This window comes from Rhodococcus globerulus (assembly GCF_019334125.1).
In the GTDB taxonomy this organism is placed as follows: Bacteria; Actinomycetota; Actinomycetes; order Mycobacteriales; family Mycobacteriaceae; genus Rhodococcus_F; species Rhodococcus_F globerula.
Window position 1 is genome coordinate 2,226,182 of sequence record NZ_CP079698.1, and the last position, 15,813, is coordinate 2,241,994.

General features: G+C 63.1%; 18 protein-coding genes and 4 tRNA genes. 5 read left to right on the plus strand and 17 right to left on the minus strand.

Annotated features, from left to right (window positions below; all coding sequences use genetic code 11):
* Window positions 1–67: 67 nt before the first annotated feature.
* From secE to KYT97_RS10045, 8 genes are all read right to left on the minus strand, one after another.
* Entirely contained in the window at window positions 68–559 is a 492-nt protein-coding gene (gene secE, locus KYT97_RS10010; protein WP_033236468.1) for a preprotein translocase subunit SecE, read from the minus strand.
* A 31-nt stretch (window positions 560–590) separates the two neighbouring features.
* A tRNA-Trp gene (locus KYT97_RS10015) sits at window positions 591–663 on the minus strand.
* Between the two features lie 186 nt (window positions 664–849).
* On the minus strand, window positions 850–1,275 hold the full coding sequence (gene hadB, locus KYT97_RS10020; RefSeq protein ID WP_033236469.1) for a (3R)-hydroxyacyl-ACP dehydratase subunit HadB: 426 nt from the start codon (window positions 1,273–1,275) through the stop codon (window positions 850–852).
* Complete coding sequence (hadA, locus tag KYT97_RS10025; RefSeq protein ID WP_172936632.1) at window positions 1,262–1,747, minus strand: (3R)-hydroxyacyl-ACP dehydratase subunit HadA; 486 nt, start codon at window positions 1,745–1,747, stop codon at window positions 1,262–1,264. The genes hadB and hadA overlap by 14 nt, the downstream gene beginning before the upstream one ends.
* A gap of 155 nt (window positions 1,748–1,902) precedes the next feature.
* Window positions 1,903–2,070, minus strand: coding sequence for a 50S ribosomal protein L33 (gene rpmG, locus KYT97_RS10030; RefSeq protein WP_003941903.1), 168 nt, complete (start codon window positions 2,068–2,070; stop codon window positions 1,903–1,905).
* 61 nt (window positions 2,071–2,131) lie between these two features.
* Window positions 2,132–2,204: transfer RNA gene (locus KYT97_RS10035), tRNA-Met, on the minus strand.
* A 45-nt stretch (window positions 2,205–2,249) separates the two neighbouring features.
* A tRNA-Thr gene (locus tag KYT97_RS10040) sits at window positions 2,250–2,322 on the minus strand.
* 425 nt (window positions 2,323–2,747) lie between these two features.
* A tRNA-Tyr gene (locus tag KYT97_RS10045) sits at window positions 2,748–2,830 on the minus strand.
* A 222-nt stretch (window positions 2,831–3,052) separates the two neighbouring features.
* Between KYT97_RS10045 and KYT97_RS10050 the strand changes: the two genes are divergently transcribed.
* Window positions 3,053–3,544 carry a YajQ family cyclic di-GMP-binding protein gene (locus KYT97_RS10050; RefSeq protein ID WP_033236471.1) on the plus strand — a complete coding sequence of 164 codons (492 nt, stop codon included), beginning with the start codon at window positions 3,053–3,055 and terminating at the stop codon, window positions 3,542–3,544.
* Between the two features lie 71 nt (window positions 3,545–3,615).
* On the opposite strand, the gene htpX is transcribed toward KYT97_RS10050, so the two are convergent.
* A complete protein-coding gene (htpX, locus tag KYT97_RS10055; protein ID WP_092801963.1) occupies window positions 3,616–4,521 on the minus strand; it encodes a zinc metalloprotease HtpX in 906 nt (301 codons plus the stop codon).
* A 96-nt stretch (window positions 4,522–4,617) separates the two neighbouring features.
* Complete coding sequence (locus KYT97_RS10060) at window positions 4,618–5,667, minus strand: polyprenyl synthetase family protein (RefSeq protein ID WP_045071268.1); 1,050 nt, start codon at window positions 5,665–5,667, stop codon at window positions 4,618–4,620.
* A gap of 104 nt (window positions 5,668–5,771) precedes the next feature.
* Here KYT97_RS10060 and KYT97_RS10065 point away from each other — a divergent pair, with 104 nt between their 5' ends.
* Window positions 5,772–7,034 (plus strand): geranylgeranyl reductase family protein, encoded by a 1,263-nt coding sequence (locus KYT97_RS10065; RefSeq protein WP_116102008.1) that lies wholly within the window; start codon window positions 5,772–5,774, stop codon window positions 7,032–7,034.
* 11 nt (window positions 7,035–7,045) lie between these two features.
* Here the strand turns inward: KYT97_RS10065 and KYT97_RS10070 are convergent, their stop codons facing one another.
* From KYT97_RS10070 to menD, 4 genes are read right to left on the minus strand one after another with little or no spacing between them, the layout of a single operon-like run.
* The gene (locus KYT97_RS10070) at window positions 7,046–7,744 is read right to left on the minus strand and encodes a demethylmenaquinone methyltransferase (protein WP_033236474.1); all 699 of its coding nucleotides are present in this window, start codon (window positions 7,742–7,744) and stop codon (window positions 7,046–7,048) included.
* 37 nt (window positions 7,745–7,781) lie between these two features.
* Complete coding sequence (locus KYT97_RS10075) at window positions 7,782–8,924, minus strand: glycosyltransferase family 4 protein (protein WP_219112173.1); 1,143 nt, start codon at window positions 8,922–8,924, stop codon at window positions 7,782–7,784.
* Between the two features lie 57 nt (window positions 8,925–8,981).
* Complete coding sequence (locus KYT97_RS10080) at window positions 8,982–9,425, minus strand: DUF3592 domain-containing protein (protein WP_219112174.1); 444 nt, start codon at window positions 9,423–9,425, stop codon at window positions 8,982–8,984.
* Window positions 9,422–11,035 carry a 2-succinyl-5-enolpyruvyl-6-hydroxy-3-cyclohexene-1-carboxylic-acid synthase gene (menD, locus tag KYT97_RS10085; RefSeq protein ID WP_172936290.1) on the minus strand — a complete coding sequence of 538 codons (1,614 nt, stop codon included), beginning with the start codon at window positions 11,033–11,035 and terminating at the stop codon, window positions 9,422–9,424. The genes KYT97_RS10080 and menD overlap by 4 nt, the downstream gene beginning before the upstream one ends.
* A 67-nt stretch (window positions 11,036–11,102) precedes the next feature.
* Between menD and KYT97_RS10090 the strand changes: the two genes are divergently transcribed.
* Together KYT97_RS10090 and KYT97_RS10095 are read left to right on the plus strand one after the other, a co-directional pair.
* Window positions 11,103–11,702: a flavin reductase family protein gene (locus KYT97_RS10090; RefSeq protein ID WP_219112175.1), complete on the plus strand. Its 600-nt coding sequence runs from the start codon at window positions 11,103–11,105 to the stop codon at window positions 11,700–11,702.
* Window positions 11,703–11,745: 43 nt separating this feature from the next.
* Window positions 11,746–12,573 carry a siderophore-interacting protein gene (locus KYT97_RS10095; protein ID WP_219112176.1) on the plus strand — a complete coding sequence of 276 codons (828 nt, stop codon included), beginning with the start codon at window positions 11,746–11,748 and terminating at the stop codon, window positions 12,571–12,573.
* A gap of 67 nt (window positions 12,574–12,640) precedes the next feature.
* On the opposite strand, the gene KYT97_RS10100 is transcribed toward KYT97_RS10095, so the two are convergent.
* The 3 genes from KYT97_RS10100 to KYT97_RS10110 are packed head-to-tail and all read right to left on the minus strand — an operon-like array spanning window position 12,641 to window position 14,792.
* The gene (locus KYT97_RS10100; protein WP_033236504.1) at window positions 12,641–13,087 is read right to left on the minus strand and encodes a DUF6918 family protein; all 447 of its coding nucleotides are present in this window, start codon (window positions 13,085–13,087) and stop codon (window positions 12,641–12,643) included.
* Window positions 13,088–13,135: 48 nt separating this feature from the next.
* On the minus strand, window positions 13,136–14,146 hold the full coding sequence (locus tag KYT97_RS10105) for an o-succinylbenzoate synthase (RefSeq protein ID WP_219112177.1): 1,011 nt from the start codon (window positions 14,144–14,146) through the stop codon (window positions 13,136–13,138).
* Window position 14,147: 1 nt separating this feature from the next.
* On the minus strand, window positions 14,148–14,792 hold the full coding sequence (locus tag KYT97_RS10110; protein ID WP_045071274.1) for a PaaI family thioesterase: 645 nt from the start codon (window positions 14,790–14,792) through the stop codon (window positions 14,148–14,150).
* Window positions 14,793–14,875: 83 nt separating this feature from the next.
* Here KYT97_RS10110 and KYT97_RS10115 point away from each other — a divergent pair, with 83 nt between their 5' ends.
* A complete protein-coding gene (locus KYT97_RS10115; RefSeq protein WP_033236506.1) occupies window positions 14,876–15,769 on the plus strand; it encodes a 1,4-dihydroxy-2-naphthoyl-CoA synthase in 894 nt (297 codons plus the stop codon).
* Window positions 15,770–15,813 lie beyond the last annotated feature (44 nt).

Genomic DNA, 15,813 nt, shown 5'->3' on the forward strand with positions numbered 1-15,813 from the left:
TCTCGTTACTCGGACCCGTGCGGGTCTTTCTCGCGCTCGCAGGCAAGGACGCCCGACGATTCGACAATCAGCCGAACAGCCAGGTAACGCCCTTGATCACAGCGATATCGACGCCGCTGATGAAAGCGACCATGAAGACCACGAACGCCAGCACGACGCTGGTATAGGTGACCATCTGCTTACGGTTCGGCCAGATGACCTTGCGGAGTTCTGCGATGACCTCGCGGAAGAACTTGCGAAGGCGCTTGAAGAGGTTGTCCTTCTTCGCCTTGGGGTTCTTACCGGGGTTCTTTGCAGTCGCCTTCGGCGACGCCGTCCGAGCCGGAGTCTTCACGGTGGACGCTGCAACCGAGGCGCCGCGTGCAGCGCGCTTGCCGGTCGGCTTGTTGGAAACCCCACTTGATGCGGAAGCCGCCTCTACGGCGTCTCCCTTGTCCAGCGACAGATCGGAACGCGTGGCCGCGTCAGCTGCAGTGTCGTCGACAGCCTTCGAAGCGGAAGACGGTGAAGTCTCCGCGTCCGAAGCGTCGGCGTCGCGCTTGTCGCGATCCTCGCTCACGTCGTTCCTCTCAGTCGCTGGCATCCGGGGGCAGGGGCGACAGGACTTGAACCTGCAACCTGCGGTTTTGGAGACCGCTGCTCTGCCAGTTGAGCTACGCCCCTTTGGTTGACGTCCGCAGCCGGGCACTTTCATGCCCTGCTGGTTCGGTTAACCGCTCTGCGATCACACAACATACGCGCTACCCGATGTGAACATCTTGCGACGTTCAGGGCAGCGCGCAGCGCTGAGGAATCCCAGAAATCTCAGTGTACTTCAAAGCCCCGGAACAAACACAATCTACCCGGCTATCAGGCCAGACGGACTGTGGCCGTGGCGCGGCCGAAGATTTTTCTACCTTCGGATTTTGCCACAATTGCCAGTACTGCAGTCTTGCTGTCTTCGTCGATCGACTTCACCTTGGCGGTGAACTCGATCTCGGCGGCCTTGTCGGCTGCCACGATTACCGGACTAGTAAACCGTACATTGTATTCGGTTACCGCACCCGGGTCCCCTAGCCATTCGGTGACGTATCCGGCACCCATGCCCATGGAGAGCATGCCGTGCGCCACCACATCGGGCAGGCCGGCAAGTCGAGCAACCTCGTCACTGAAGTGAATCGGGTTTGGATCTCCCGATACGCCCGTGTAATTGACGAGGTTTCCACGCGTGACGGTGACGGTCTTCTCAGGAAGAAGATCGCCGACATTCACGTCGGAAAATTTACGGAGCGACATGCATCATCACATCCTTGACTGCGTGGGCGATGTTCTCGTCCACCTCACCACCGGTGCGGGCAACCAGGGTTGTCCACATCGTGACGGTCTCTCGACCGTGCTGGTTGATGATGATGTTCTTGGTCACGATGATGTCACTACCTGCAGCCTGCCTGAACGAATCCAGATAGACGTCGCAGAACAGTCGATCCCCCACCTGAATCGGTTCGTGAAGCACGATCCGTTGATCCGTATGGAGAATCTGACTCAAGTCGTAGCCGGTGACAACTTCTTCGAAGAGTCGACGTTGGGCAATGCCGCCGACGATCGCAACAAACGTCACCGGAGCAATCAGGCCGTCGTATCCGAGGCCCTTTGCAGCGGTTTCGTCGTAATGCGCAGGATGCGAATCCTGGACGGAGCGAGCGAACTCGCGCACCTTCTCGCGCCCGACCTCGTAGAAGTCTTCGACACGATAATGGTGACCGACCATCTGGACGGCATGAGCGGCCGGGTCCGTAGGGACCTCGGCCGCTGCCTTGTTCTCTTGCAAATCAGTCACGCGGAGAAACTCTCTTCTAGCTAGGACCCGAAGACGCAGGCCCCAAGAGGGTCTTCCGCGAAAATCGTCGTCCCGTTAAGGACTTGCTACTTCGACTCGCGATGCGACTGGTGAGTTCCGCAGTTGGGGCAGAACTTCTTGAGCTCCAGGCGATCGGGGTCGTTGCGCCGATTCTTCTTGGTGATGTAGTTACGGTGCTTGCATACCTCGCAGGCCAAGGTGATCTTGGGCCGAACGTCGGTCGAGGAGGCCACGGGATGCCTTCTTTCGGGTGTATCTGATTACGAACAATCAGGGTGGATCATGCATATTGTGTAGCGGTGACCGGACTTGAACCGGCGACGCAACGATTATGAGTCGTTTGCTCTACCAACTGAGCTACACCGCCTCGGTGTCGAGTGTCGCGCAAAAAGCGCGGCACCACAATCCAGCGAGCCCCCTAACGGAATCGAACCGTTGACCTTTTCCTTACCATGGAAACGCTCTACCGACTGAGCTAAGGGGGCGTGGCTTCCGGAGTGCGTTGCCGCTCTCTTGAAGCCTCCGAAAGATTACACACGAACGCGCTCCAGCACCAAATCGCCAGGTCATCGGGGCAAAATCAGTGCCGCAGCCCATTGTTGCACCGATCCGAGCCCATGGCGAGGCCTTTGACGCAACGGATATCGGCCCATTGACGGCCGCTCGTGCCTAATTACGGCCGTTCGTGCCCGAGAACGACGACGCTGAGAACGACGACACTGAGAACGGCCACACCGCGTCTCTGCCGACAGCGCACTGCTTCTCTGCATCTACAACTCTGTATCTACCTACTGCTGCGCCTTCGACCACTCGAAGCGATCGGAGCCGGAACAGCCTGAGCTGGAGCAGCCGGGGCCGAACACAAAAAAGTCAGCCCCGATCCTGATTCAGGATCGGGGCTGACTTGTTGTGGCAGATGTAGGATTCGAACCTACGTAGGCATAAGCCGACGGATTTACAGTCCGCTCCCATTGGCCGCTCGGGCAATCTGCCGTGCTGCACCAGGTCTTGATCCGATGCACTCGCAAGTATATCGCGGCGCGCAGCGGCCAAGAACGGCTTCCTTGGTGCGGAAAGAAGAATACAACGAACCCACCCCCATTTTGCAAACCGGGTGGTGAGCGGCGGTGCCGACCCGATAACGTCGAGGTGTCCACCGGCACGGAAGGTGGGCAGACCTCGATGTTGTGACTACCGGAAAGCGGGAGTGTAGAAGTGGCTGATTCGTCCTTCGACGTGGTGAGCAAAGTAGACCGTCAAGAGGTGGACAACGCCCTGCATCAAGCTGCCAAGGAGCTGACCACACGCTTCGACTTCCGGAACACCGGTGCGTCGATCGAGTGGTCGGGTGAAGAAACGATCACGTTGAACGCCGACACCGAGGAGCGCTTGCTGGCGGCCCTCGAGGTGTTCAAGGAAAAGTTGATTCGCCGGGACATCTCCCTGAAGGCATTCGATGCGGGAGAGCCGGCACAGTCCGGAAAGATCTACAAACTGTCCGGAACGTTGGTCCAGGGCATCTCCAGTGAGAACGCGAAGAAGATCACCAAGAAGATCCGTGACGAGGGCCCCAAGGGTGTCAAAGCACAGATCCAGGGTGAGGAGCTGCGCGTCAGCAGCAAGAAGCGCGACGACCTTCAGGGCGTCATCTCCCTGCTCAAGGGTGAGGACTTCGGGATCGCCCTGCAGTTCGTGAACTACCGGTAGTAGGGGCTGCGCCCCTGTGCGCCTTTTTGGTAGTTCCGACGACCAGAAAGGCGCACCGGGGCCGAAGGCCCCTACATCCCCGCCATCTTCTCCAAACGGTCGATCCGCTCCGCCATCGGCGGATGCGTCGAAAAGAGCCTGCTCATCTTCTCCCCCGCCCGGAACGGGTTTGCGATCATCAGATGCGACTGCGCCGCCAATCGGGGCTCAGGGGGCAACGGAGCCGCCGCTACACCTGCCTCCAGCTTTCGTAGCGCCGACGCCAGCGCCAGTGGGTCACCGGTGAGCTCGGCTCCCGATTGATCGGCCTGATACTCCCGTGAGCGCGAGACCGCCAGTTTGACCACGGTGGCGGCGATCGGTCCCAGAAGCGAGACCAGCAGCAATGCAATCGGGTTGCTTCCCTGACCGTTGCCTCGTCCGCCGAACATGCTGGCGTACATCGCGAAGTTCGCCAGGCCGGAAATGACGGCAGCCATGGCCCCGGCGACCGAAGAGATCAGGATGTCCCGGTTGTAGACGTGTGAGAGTTCGTGCCCGAGTACTGCTCGCAGTTCTCGTTCGTTCAACAAACCCATGATTCCGCTGGTCACACATACCGCAGCGTGGCGCGGATTACGGCCGGTTGCGAAGGCATTCGGTGCGTTGGTCGGGCTGATGTAGAGCCTGGGCATCGGCTGATGCGCTGTAGTCGCCAGTTCGCGCACGATGCGATAGATCACGGGCGCTTCGACCTCGGTGATGGGCTGGGCATGCATCGACCGCAACGCCAGCTTGTCGCTGTTGAAATAGACGTAGGCGTTCATTCCGACGGCAAAAAGTACGGATAACCACAAGATGGTCGGGTTGCCGAACAACGATCCGATGAACACGATCAGGGCAGACATGCCCAGCAGCAGCCCGAAAGTCTTGGCTCCGTTTGCGTAGCCGTGCACAGCGCTCAACCCCTTACCCGTAACGAGCTCGACTGCTCGCATGTAACTTCGCGGCTTTTGCAGCCGACCCGTTAGCACAACGAAGAGCAGGGGTGTTCAGGTTCCCGCGGCAACGCGAACGGTGTACGCGGTTAAACGTCAGCCAACCCGTCGAACCGTGTAGTCGATCAAGCGAACGAGGGCCTCGTTGGCCGGGCCTTGCGGCAACTCTGCCAGCTGAGCCAGGGCTGCATCGACATATTCGCCCAGCTTTGCTTTGGCTTTGGTCATTCCCGGTGAACGTTCGAGCAAGGCGAGGGCCTCCTCGACGTCAGCATCCTCGGTGACCGGGCCGGCAAGCAGCTCGCGAAGACGATCCGCGTCGGCGCCCTCTTCCTCGAAGGCGTACAGCACAGGAAGCGTGTGGACTCCCTCGCGCAGGTCGGTGCCAGGGGTTTTGCCCGACTGTTCCGAAACGGAGGAGATGTCGATGATGTCGTCGACGATTTGAAATGCGGTGCCGACGGCGTCGCCGAGTCGCTCGAGTCGTTCGATCTGGGTGGCGTCGGATCCCGAGAAAGTTCCACCGAATCGACCGGAAGCGGCGATCAGCGAACCGGTTTTCTCCCACACGACCTTGAGGTAATGCTCGATCGGATCCTGTTCCTGCCTGGCACCGATCGTCTCGCGCATCTGTCCGGTGACCAACTCGGCAAACGTTTCCGCGATGATGCGAACGGCTTCGGGCCCGAGCGTCGACACCAGTCTTGACGCGTGAGCGAACAGGTAGTCACCGGCGAGGATGGCAATACTGTTGCCCCAGCGAGCATTTGCACTGGGTGCGCCGCGGCGCATCTCCGCCTCGTCCATGACGTCGTCGTGATAGAGCGTCGCGAGGTGCACGAGTTCGGTGACCGTGGCAGCGGTGACGATGGACGGATCGGTCGGATTGGGTCCGAGTTGGGCCGTCAGGATCGTGAACAGCGGCCGGAACCGCTTGCCACCTGCGCGCGCGAGGTGCAGGGCGGCTTCGGTGAGGAAGTCCTCACCGTCGGACAGCTCGCTGACCAACAACTCTTCGACATCGGCGAGTCCACTACGGACAACATCAGCAAGCTTCTCGTCGCCCAGGTCTATGCCCGCTACGACGGTGCTCACTGCCGTTGTGTCGGCAGCAGTTTTTTCGGTGCTCACGATGTCAGTACCCATTCCTGTCGTCAGTGACGGCTCGGTTCCCACGGTAGTGAACCTAGCGGTTCGCACTTGGCACGGCCTCGCCACGGTCTCGATCACGAGCCTGGGAAGATGTGAGTGTGTCCGCCGAAGAGCAGTCCCCCGCCGTGAATTCCCAGCCGACCGAAACTGACATTGTGGTCATCGGTGCAGGTCCTGCGGGTTCTTCGGCCGCTGCATGGGCCGCGCGCAGTGGCCGCGACGTCGTCCTGATCGATGCGGCCGTGTTCCCCCGAGACAAGACATGTGGTGATGGACTCACTCCGCGGGCCGTCGCCGAGCTTGATCGACTAGGCCTCGGAGAGTGGGTTAGGTCACACACGACGAACAAGGGACTCCGGCTATCAGGCTTCGGCCAAGAGCTGGAAATGGAGTGGCCGTCCACAGCGTTCCCCTCTATCGGCAGCGCTGTCCCCCGCGCCGAGCTGGACGATCGGATCCGACGATGCGCGATCGAGTCCGGTGCGGTGATGCTGGAAGGCACCAAAGCCGTCGACGTCGAACGTGACGGTGATCGGGTCAGTGCAGTTGTGCTGTCCGGCCTCTCCGGAACCAGCACTCTGCGGTGCCAGACCCTCATCGTCGCCGACGGTGTTCGTTCGACGCTCGGCAAGAAGCTGGGGCGGCAGTGGCATCGGGACACCGCGTACGGAGTGGCCGCGCGCGCTTATGTCGGAACTCCCCGCAGCGCCGATCCCTGGATTACGTCGCACCTGGAACTGCGTGACGGCGACGGCACCCTACAGGCGGGATACGGCTGGATTTTCCCGCTGGGCACCGGCGAGGTGAACATCGGCGTCGGCACCCTTGCGACAGCCAAGCGGCCGGCCCCCGGAGCATTGCGCCCGCTCCTGGATCTGTACACCGATCAGCGCCGCGGCGAATGGCAGTGGAACAGTGAAATCCATTCCGTTGCTTCAGCTTTGCTACCGATGGGCGGCGCGGTATCCAATATCGCCGGCCGCAACTGGGCGATCATCGGCGATGCCGCGGCGTGTGTGAATCCACTCAACGGCGAGGGTATCGACTACGGCCTCGAGGGTGGACGGTTGATCGTCGAACACCTCGGCGACGGCGATCTGACCGAACTGTGGCCGAGCGTCCTACGCGAGCATTACGGGCAGGCGTTCTCCGTCGCGCGGCGTCTTGCCGGGCTGCTCACGGTTCCGCGGTTCCTCCCCGCGTCCGGCCCGATCGCGATGCGGTCGAAGGCAATGATGACCGTCGCGGTCAGGGTGATGGGCAACCTCGTCACCGACGCCGACGCTGATCTGACGGCGCGGGCCTGGCGAGCGTCGGGAGCCGCATCCCGAAGGATCGACTCCCGTCCGCTGTTCGGCTGATTACAGCAGGTTCAGCGCGTCGCGTGATGTAGCGCCACGACGCCGCCGGTGAGGTTGCGCCACTTGACGTTCTTCCACCCGGCTGCCTCGATCTTGCGTGCCAGTTCTTCCTGCGTCGGCCAGGCGCGAATGGATTCGGCGAGGTAGACGTACGCGTCGGGGTTGCTGCTGACGGCGCGGGCGACCTGTGGGAGTGCCTTCATGAGGTACTCCATGTAGACGGTGCGGAAGGGCCCGAAGACGGGCGTCGAGAATTCACTGACAACAAGGCGTCCACCTGGCTTGGTGACGCGGGCGATCTCCCGCAAGCCGGCCTCGAAATCGGAGACGTTGCGCAGACCGAAGGAGATGGTCGCGGCGTCGAATACGTCGTCGGCGTATGGCAGGAACATGGCGTCGCCGGCCACCATCGGGACTTTGCGGGAGCGACCTGCCTGCAGCATGCCCTTGGAGAAGTCGGTGGCGACGCACCACGCGCCCGACCGGCCCAGTTCAACGGTCGAGACTCCGGTGCCTGCGGCGAGGTCGAGAACCTTCTCGCCCGGCTTGAGGTCGAGGGCCTCTCGCGTTGCCTTGCGCCAGCCTTTGTCCTGGCCGAAGGACAGCACGGTGTTGGTCAGGTCGTATCGCTCGGCGACGTCGTCGAACATCGACGCGACCTCGCGCGGTTGTTTGTCGAGAGTTGCCCGGGTTCCGTGTGTAGTCGCCACACGTCAAACGCTACCAACACTCGCGAAGTGGGCTGGTTCAGGCTGCTCGGGCGCCGGTTCGCCGGCCAAGACCTTGCACGTCCTCGTAGTGATTCAGCAACTCGTCGCAGATAGCCGGCCACGTCCGGTGCAGGACCGACCGCCGAGCGGCCGAACCGAACTGCACTCGCAGATCGCGCTGACGGAGGGCGTCGATCGCGCTGGGTAGAAGTTCGCCGAATCTGTCCACCGGCAGGAGGTAGCCGTTGCGGCAATGCGAGACAAGATCCCGAGGGCCGCCCGCGTCCGGCCCGACGACGGGTATACCGCTCGCCAGCGCTTCCTGGACGGCTTGGCAGAACGTCTCGTGCTCTCCCGGGTGCACGAAAACGTCCAAGCTGGCGTAGGCCTCGGCAAGATCGGTTCCGCCGAGCGCGCCGGTGAAGACCGCGTCGGGCAACAGCGCGCGCAAGCGCTCTCGGTCCGGCCCGTCGCCGACGATCACGAGTTGCAGGCTGCGATCTCCGGCCAACGCGGACAATCGTTCGACGTGTTTCTCCGGTGCCAGCCGTCCCACAAAGCCGACAACCAGGCGATCACTGTCCCCGCTCCAGGTTCGGCGCAGAGCGGAGCTACGACGCGACGGCGCGAATCTTGCTGCGTCGACGCCCCTCGCCCACTTGTGGACCCGGGGAATTCCGTGTTCTTCGAGGGCGTCGACGGCGGAGGTGGACGGCGCGAGGGTTCTGGTGCAGCTCTTGTGAATTCGCCGGGTCCACGCCCACGCTGCCCTGCTGGTGAGGCCGAGTCCGTAGCTTTCGGCAAAACCCGCGACATCGGTTTGATAGACGGCGACGGTAGGAACGTGGAGTCGTTTGGCGATGCCTACTCCCCCGGCGCCGAGGAGAAAGGGAGACGCGAGGTGCATGACGTCGGGCGCAAAGGCGCGAACGGCGGCGGTCAATCGTGGTTGTGGCAGTCCGACCGGTAGCGAACTGACTTTCGGAACCATGACGGCAGGCACTCGGTGCACAGCGACGCCTTCGTGCCGGGTGGGGGCGTGCCCATTTCCCACGGTGTCCGGCGCGATGACCATCGCGTCATGGCCGGTTCGATCGAGATGTTCGAGCACGCGTAGGACCGAGTTGGTGACGCCGTTCATGTTGGGCAGGAATGACTCCGCAACGATGGCTACTCTCACACCGATCACGGTGACAGTGCGAGGGAAAGTCCGTGCCGTGTTCGTGTGAAGCGCAGGCTAATTCGAGGTGACGGACTCTGACGTGCGCACCAGGGCCTCACGTTTGCGCAGGTACCAGACGGCGGGTCCGGCCAGGAGCCACGTCACGACGATGACCGATCCGGCGGGAATCAGCGCCACACTTGCGCTGCGGCCGGCCACCCGGACCAGGTCGGGGTCGGTCTTGTAGTACTCGACCTCGATGCGTTGTCCGACAGTCAGATTGGTGGGATAGAGCACGCCGAGTTCGGGATTGTGGTTCGCGCCGTCCGGCGTCACGAAGCTGATCGCGGACCGCAGCGAACCGGCGGAGAGCACCTCGGCGGTTGCGGTCCCCATGTTCGATTCGATGGTCCGGTCGTTCCGCCAGGCACCGAGTACGAGGATGACCGCGAGAACCGAAATGCCGATCGCAACGACGAGGATTCCGATGCGGAAACGGCGCAGAACCACGTCGCTCACAGTTGCGCTCGCACTGATGCGTGCAGTTCCCGCAAACCGCTGCGGTCGGTGGGAACCTCCAGAACCCGGATACCTGCAGCGGGTTGTGCCAGCGCTTCCGTGAGCTTGTCGACGCTCACGGCGGTGTGCGGAACGCGGTAGGCGGCGCACAGTGCTGCCAGGTCCATGCCGTGTGGCGTGCCGAAGACACGCTCGAACACTCCGGCGTACTGCGGATCGCCTTGCTCGAGCAGTTCGAATATTCCGCCGCCGTCGTCGTTGGCGACGATGATCGTGAGGTCGCGAGGCCGCGGTTCCCCGGTCCCGATCAACAGGCCGGAGGCATCGTGCAGGAAGGTGAGGTCGCCCATCAGGGCGATTGTTCGTCCCTCGTCGTAGGCCAGAGCAGCGCCGACCGCGGCCGAGACCGTGCCGTCGATCCCGGCGACGCCGCGGTTGGACAGCACTCGCACCGACGACTTCGGGTAACTCACCAGCGCCGCGTCGCGTACCGGGTTGGAGGCTCCGAGCAGCAACTGGTCACCGTCGCCCAGAGAACCCATCACCGCTGCGGCTACGTGCAGGCCGGTGGCCTTGGGGTGGGCAGCCAGCTGCTTGGCGACGGCCGCGTCGGCGTGCTCGGTCAGCGACATGCATCGCGCGATCCACGCCGGGTCCGGTGTTCCGCTCACGACGGCCCGGGTTCCGGTGGCAAGGACGTTGCCCGACACGTCGGGCCAGCGCGGCCCGGTAGTGAGCGCATAGACGTCGACGCTCGGGTCGGCCAGCACCTTGGACACCTGACGATGCAGCGTGGGACGGCCGGTGATGACTACCTGCCGGGGTTTGAGTTGTGCCAAAGCCAGTGGATGCAACGCAATTCCGTGCAGCGGCGCGGTGGGTTCGGCGACGGTCGGCAGTCCGGCGAGTTCGGGTCGCAGCGCGCTGCCGTGGCCGGAGACGACAACGGTGTCTGCGGTCAGATCCAGGTCGAGGGGGACGTCGAGTGTTGCGTTCTGCGTGGTGGTCCACGCTGCGCCGCCTGGCCGACCTTCCGGAACCGGCCCCTGCACATGCACGTCGGGAACCAGCGGTTCGCGCAACGGTATGTCGAAATGCACGGGCCCGGCGTTGCCTGACCTGGTTCCACGGGCAGCGGCGAGTACCCGGCACACCGCGGAACGCCACTGGCTGTTCTGCGTCGTATCGTCTTCGGCCAGCCCGAGGCTGATGGTGGCGCGCACCTGGCTGCCGAACAATCCGAGTTGCTCGACGGTCTGGTTGGCGCCGGTTCCGAGCATTTCGTACGGCCGGTTGGCGCTCAGGACTACCAGAGGCACTCGTGCGTAGTTCGCTTCGAGCACTGCGGGTCCGAGGTTCGCGACGGCCGTTCCGGACGTCATGACGATCGGCACCGGACGCTTGCCTGCGATAGCCAGTCCGAGCGCGAGGAAGCCGGCTGTCCGCTCGTCGATCCGCATATGCAGACGCAGGCGTCCCTCGATGTCTGCGGACTGAAGGGCAAATGCGAGCGGCGCGTTGCGTGAGCCTGGGCAGAGCACGACTTCACGCACGCCACCACGAACCAGTTCGTCGACGACGGCTGTGGCTTGTGCTGTGGACGGATTCACGCCTTCAAGAGTGTCAGATGTTCGGGCCGGGCCGTTCCGAGGGGCGAGTCTGCGGCACCATGTGTGAGTGCGCACACTCTTCGATCCCTCTGACATCTCACCCCGCCGGTTCTACCAGTTGCTCACGGCGACGGTGGTTCCGCGGCCGATCGCCTGGGTGTCGACGCTCTCGGCCGACGGCGTCGGCAATCTGGCGCCGCACAGCTTCTTCACCGTGGCCAGTGCGGCTCCGCCGGTGGTGCAGTTCACCTCGGTTGGCCGCAAGGACAGTTTGCGCAATATCGAGGCGACCGGCGAGTTCGTGATCAACGTGGCTACGGCGTCGTTGTTCGACATGATCAACGACAGTTCGGCCCCCTACGCTCCCGGCGCCGACGAGTTTCTCGAGTTGGGTATTCGCAGTGAGCCGAGTGAACGCGTGCGCCCGCTTCGGGTCGCGGAATCGCCGGTTGCGATCGAATGCACGTTGCGCCAGGTCATCGAGGTCGGTGATTCGTTTGTGGTGATGGGCGACGTTGTTGCCGTCGCGGTTCGCCCGGACGCGTTGGCCGACGACGGCTTGCCGGAGTTCGCGGCGTTGGCACCGTTGAGTCGGTTGGGCCGCTCGGAATGGGGCCTGCCGCCGGAGGTTGTCGTCAAAGAGCGGCCCAGCAGACCGAAGAAATAAGTTAGGATTGCCTGACCTACTGTCGTCGATCGAGGGTTCCGTTATGGCCAAGCGCTCCAAGTTCGTGAAACCGGTGTCACGCAGCATCACGTCAGCCGAAGTTGTCGCGAACAAACGGATCAGTCCCACCTTCATCCGCATCACGATTGCCGGCGAGGAGCTGGGCACCATCACCCCGATGGGCGCCGATCACTGGTTCCGCCTCTTCATCCCGCAAGCCGGCCAGAGTGAGCTGCGACTGCCGTCCGCGGCAAACAACCTCTGGTATGCGCAGTACCTGGTGATGTCCAAGGACACCCGTCCCGTGGTGCGTAATTACACGATCCGCGAGTACCGGCCCGCCGGATCCGGGCTCTTCGGCGACACAGCGGAAATCGACATCGACTTCGCCTTTCACGGCGATATCGGTCCGGCATCCGCGTGGGCTGACACGGCCTCGAGCGGCGACAAGGTAGCGCTTCTCGACGAGGGCTGCATCTACAACCCGACTCCCGACTGCACCTGGCAACTCCTGGTCGGAGACGAAAGTGCCCTACCGGCGATCGCCGGAATTCTCGAGACCGCAGACGCCGATCTGCGGGCAGAGGTCTTCATCGAGATCCCGAACATCGAGGACAAGCAGAACCTCCCGCAGCTCGCTCACGTGAACGTGCATTGGATCATCCGGGAAGACGCAGACACCAAGCCCGGAGCACTTGCCCTCGAGGCTGTTCGCGCGGCCGAACTTCCCGAAGGGCCGTCGTACACGTTTGTCGCCGGCGAGCAGGCCCTCACCACCGGGCTACGACGCCACCTCGTGAACGACCGCAAGTTCCCGAAAACCGACATCACGTTCACCGGGTTCTGGCGCGACGGCCACGCTGCGAACTGATCTGGCACAACGAAGAGCGGCCCGGGAGTGAAACCTCCCGGGCCGCTCTGTGTCGTGCTGGTCGAACTTATGCGGCGTGCTTCTGGATCAGATCACCCAGACGCGGCAGTGCGGCCGTTACGTGCTTCTGCGCCGAACCACGCAGCTTGGAGTACATCGACTTGACGACGGCCTTGTCGCTGCCTTCGATGCGCTCGTCCGTCACCTGGAGCAGTGAGTTGGCAACGGCGTCGCCGCGAGCCGTGATGAACTCCGCGAAGCTTCCGCCGCCCGAGGCGGAGAATTCCTGCCAGTACGGCTCGAGCTTTGCCACGAATTCGGGCAGAAGTGCGGTGACTGCGTCCGGCACGATGGACGGGCTCACCTTCTTGACTGCGCCGTAGCCGCCCTTGAGAGCTAGCCCTGAGGCCCCCGACTTATCCGAAACCTCTGCGTCGATCAAGGTCTGCACGTCCGCGACGACCGCGGGAAGCCGTGAATCCTCGAGCAGGGTTTCGTTCAGAGCTGCAACCACTTTCGATCCCTTCATTCTTGACTGATGTTCATCAGGTCGGGCCCGACACTATACGAAATTCATCGCGCCTCGTTGATCGAGTATCCGATGACAGCGGCGGACGCGGCCCAGCCACCACGCGGTGCGTTCGGGCGTGGCCGTCAGCTGCGCGAGGATCGACGGATCAGGCTCGACCGCGCCGACGGACAGAGCACCCGAGATTGCCGGATCGATAACTGCGACGTCCCGGACGAACAGCCCGCCAGTGCCCAATCCGCACGCAAACGGCAACTCGGGCAACGCAGCTGCGGCCGCGAGCCCCGACGCCATCCCGACTGCCGTATCGAGCGCACTGGACACCACCACCGGCACGCCGTACTCGGCCAGTTGAGTACTCAACGCGACCACCGCGCGCATACCGCCGAGCGGGGGCACCTTCACTATCGCGACGTCTGCTCCCCCAGCGCGCACCACTCGCAGCGGATCTTCCGCGCGCCTGATGCTCTCGTCCGCGGCAATCCGCACACCCGTCCCCGCTGCGCGCACCCGCACCAGTTCCTCGACGCTTGCGCACGGCTGCTCCGCGTACTCGAGTTCACCGCCTTCGGTCAGCGCCCGCAGCGCCACAACGGCCTCGTCGACGCTCCACCCACCGTTTGCGTCGACACGCACATTGGGGATGTGCCGACGGACCTCGTTCACCCGGGCAATGTCATCCGCCAACGACTGTCCTTTTTCGGCGACCTTGATCTTGGCTGTTCGCGATCCGGGAAAACGCTCCAACAATTCCGGCACCGCCGACGCGTCGATCGCGGGAACCGTGGCGTTGACCGGCACCGTGGCCCGAATCGCAGGCGGGGGGCCGAGCCACGCGGCTTCGATGCCGGCGCGCAGCCAGTGCGCGGCTTCCTCGTCGTCGTACTCGACAAACGGAGCGAACTCCCCCCATCCTGCCGGGCCGCGCAGAAGCAGCGCCTCACGCGTCGTGATCCCGCGAAAACGCACCCGCATCGGCAAACTCACCACAACTGCGTCGGCGATCAGATCGTCGAACGACGGCAACTCGAAGATGGGAGACATGTCAGGGCTGACCGGGGAGTAGCTCGATCATGAGCGCGTCACCGTCGACAAGTAGCTTTCCGTCGAGGTCGGTCAGCCGTGCACTGACAAACGTCTTACGGCCCTCCACCCGATCCACTTTTCCTTCGATCACCAATTGCGTGTTCAGCGGGGTGATCGCGCGGTAGTTGATGTGCAGGTAACCGGTTCGCGACATCGGGCGGCCACCCGCGTGGGTGGTCATGCCGAAGATGTCGTCGAACAGCAACGGCACGATTCCGCCGTGCGCCGCGCCGTTGCCACCGAGGTGATAGCGGCGGAACATGCCGGTGCTGCGCACACCTTCGGCGTCGAATCTCTCGATTGTCCAGGGCGGCATGAGGAGACTGCCGCGACCAGGCAACTGAATATTCGAGCCTGCAGGCGACGCCCCTTCGGGCACCTCGTGCGGGGCCAGTCGATCGGCAAGTTCCTCCGCTTGCGTGGCGATCTCCGCGAGAACTTCGTCAGGGACGTGCGTCGACACCGCCAGGTCCTGCAACCTGCGCATCGCCTCGACGAAACGACCGAAGTCGGGACCTGCAGGTGTGTGGCGGAAGACCGGGAAACCGCCTCGACGCTCGTCGGGAACGACGGTCTCCTTGCCTTCTACGGTGGGTTCGCTCATGACCTGCACGTTAGCGCGTGGGGGAACATGTTCTACTCCAGGTACTCGTCGGGGTTACGATGCCTGCCTCTATCGTGACCTACGTGACCTTCAACCCGCAGCTTTGGCGCCCCGTTCCCGGATTCGAGAATCTCACCGACATCACGTATCACCGGCATGTCAGTCAAGGCACCGTTCGTATCGCCTTCGACCGCCCCGAAGTACGTAATGCCTTCCGCCCACACACCGTCGACGAGCTGTACCGGGCACTCGACCATGCCCGGATGACGTCCGACGTCGGCGCCGTGCTGCTCACCGGCAACGGACCGAGCGAGAAGGACGGCGGCTGGGCCTTCTGCTCCGGCGGCGATCAGCGCATCCGTGGCCGCAGCGGCTACCAGTATGCGGAAGGCGAAACGGCCGACACCGTCGACAAGGCTCGTGCCGGACGCCTCCACATCCTGGAAGTGCAGCGATTGATTCGTTTCATGCCCAAGGTGGTCATCTGCCTGGTCAACGGTTGGGCCGCCGGCGGCGGACACAGCCTGCACGTCGTCTGCGACCTCACCCTCGCGAGTCGTGAACATGCCCGCTTCAAGCAAACCGATGCCGACGTCGGAAGCTTCGACGGCGGGTACGGCAGCGCTTACCTCGCAAAGATGGTGGGCCAGAAGTTCGCTCGCGAAATCTTCTTCCTCGGCGACACCTATTCCGCTGAGGAAATGCACCAGATGGGCGCGGTCAACAAGGTTGTCGATCACGCCGAACTCGAGAACGTTGCCATCGAGTGGGCAGGCAAGATCAACGGCAAGTCCCCGCAAGCTCAGCGCATGCTCAAGTACGCATTCAATCTGCAGGACGACGGCCTGGTCGGCCAGCAGCTATTTGCCGGTGAGGCAACACGTTTGGCATACATGACCGACGAAGCCGTCGAGGGCCGCGATTCCTTCCTCGAGAAGCGCGATCCCGACTGGTCGCCGTACCCCTGGTATTTCTGATTGCCGAGCATTTCTGATATCGCCGAGCGAGACGTGGAAGGATG

Bases quoted from the DNA above. Each gene is read 5' to 3' on its own strand.
- hadB (WP_033236469.1), bottom strand. From the start codon at position 1,275: ATGTCGCTCCGTAAATTTTCCGACGTGAATGTCGGCGATCTTCTTCCT.
- hadA (WP_172936632.1), bottom strand. From the start codon at position 1,747: ATGGTCGGTCACCATTATCGTGTCGAAGACTTCTACGAGGTCGGGCGC.
- htpX (WP_092801963.1), bottom strand. From the start codon at position 4,521: ATGCGAGCAGTCGAGCTCGTTACGGGTAAGGGGTTGAGCGCTGTGCAC.
- KYT97_RS10060 (WP_045071268.1), bottom strand. From the start codon at position 5,667: ATGGGTACTGACATCGTGAGCACCGAAAAAACTGCTGCCGACACAACG.
- KYT97_RS10095 (WP_219112176.1), top strand. From the start codon at position 11,746: ATGGCCAAGCGCTCCAAGTTCGTGAAACCGGTGTCACGCAGCATCACG.
- KYT97_RS10105 (WP_219112177.1), bottom strand. From the start codon at position 14,146: ATGTCTCCCATCTTCGAGTTGCCGTCGTTCGACGATCTGATCGCCGAC.
- KYT97_RS10110 (WP_045071274.1), bottom strand. From the start codon at position 14,792: ATGAGCGAACCCACCGTAGAAGGCAAGGAGACCGTCGTTCCCGACGAG.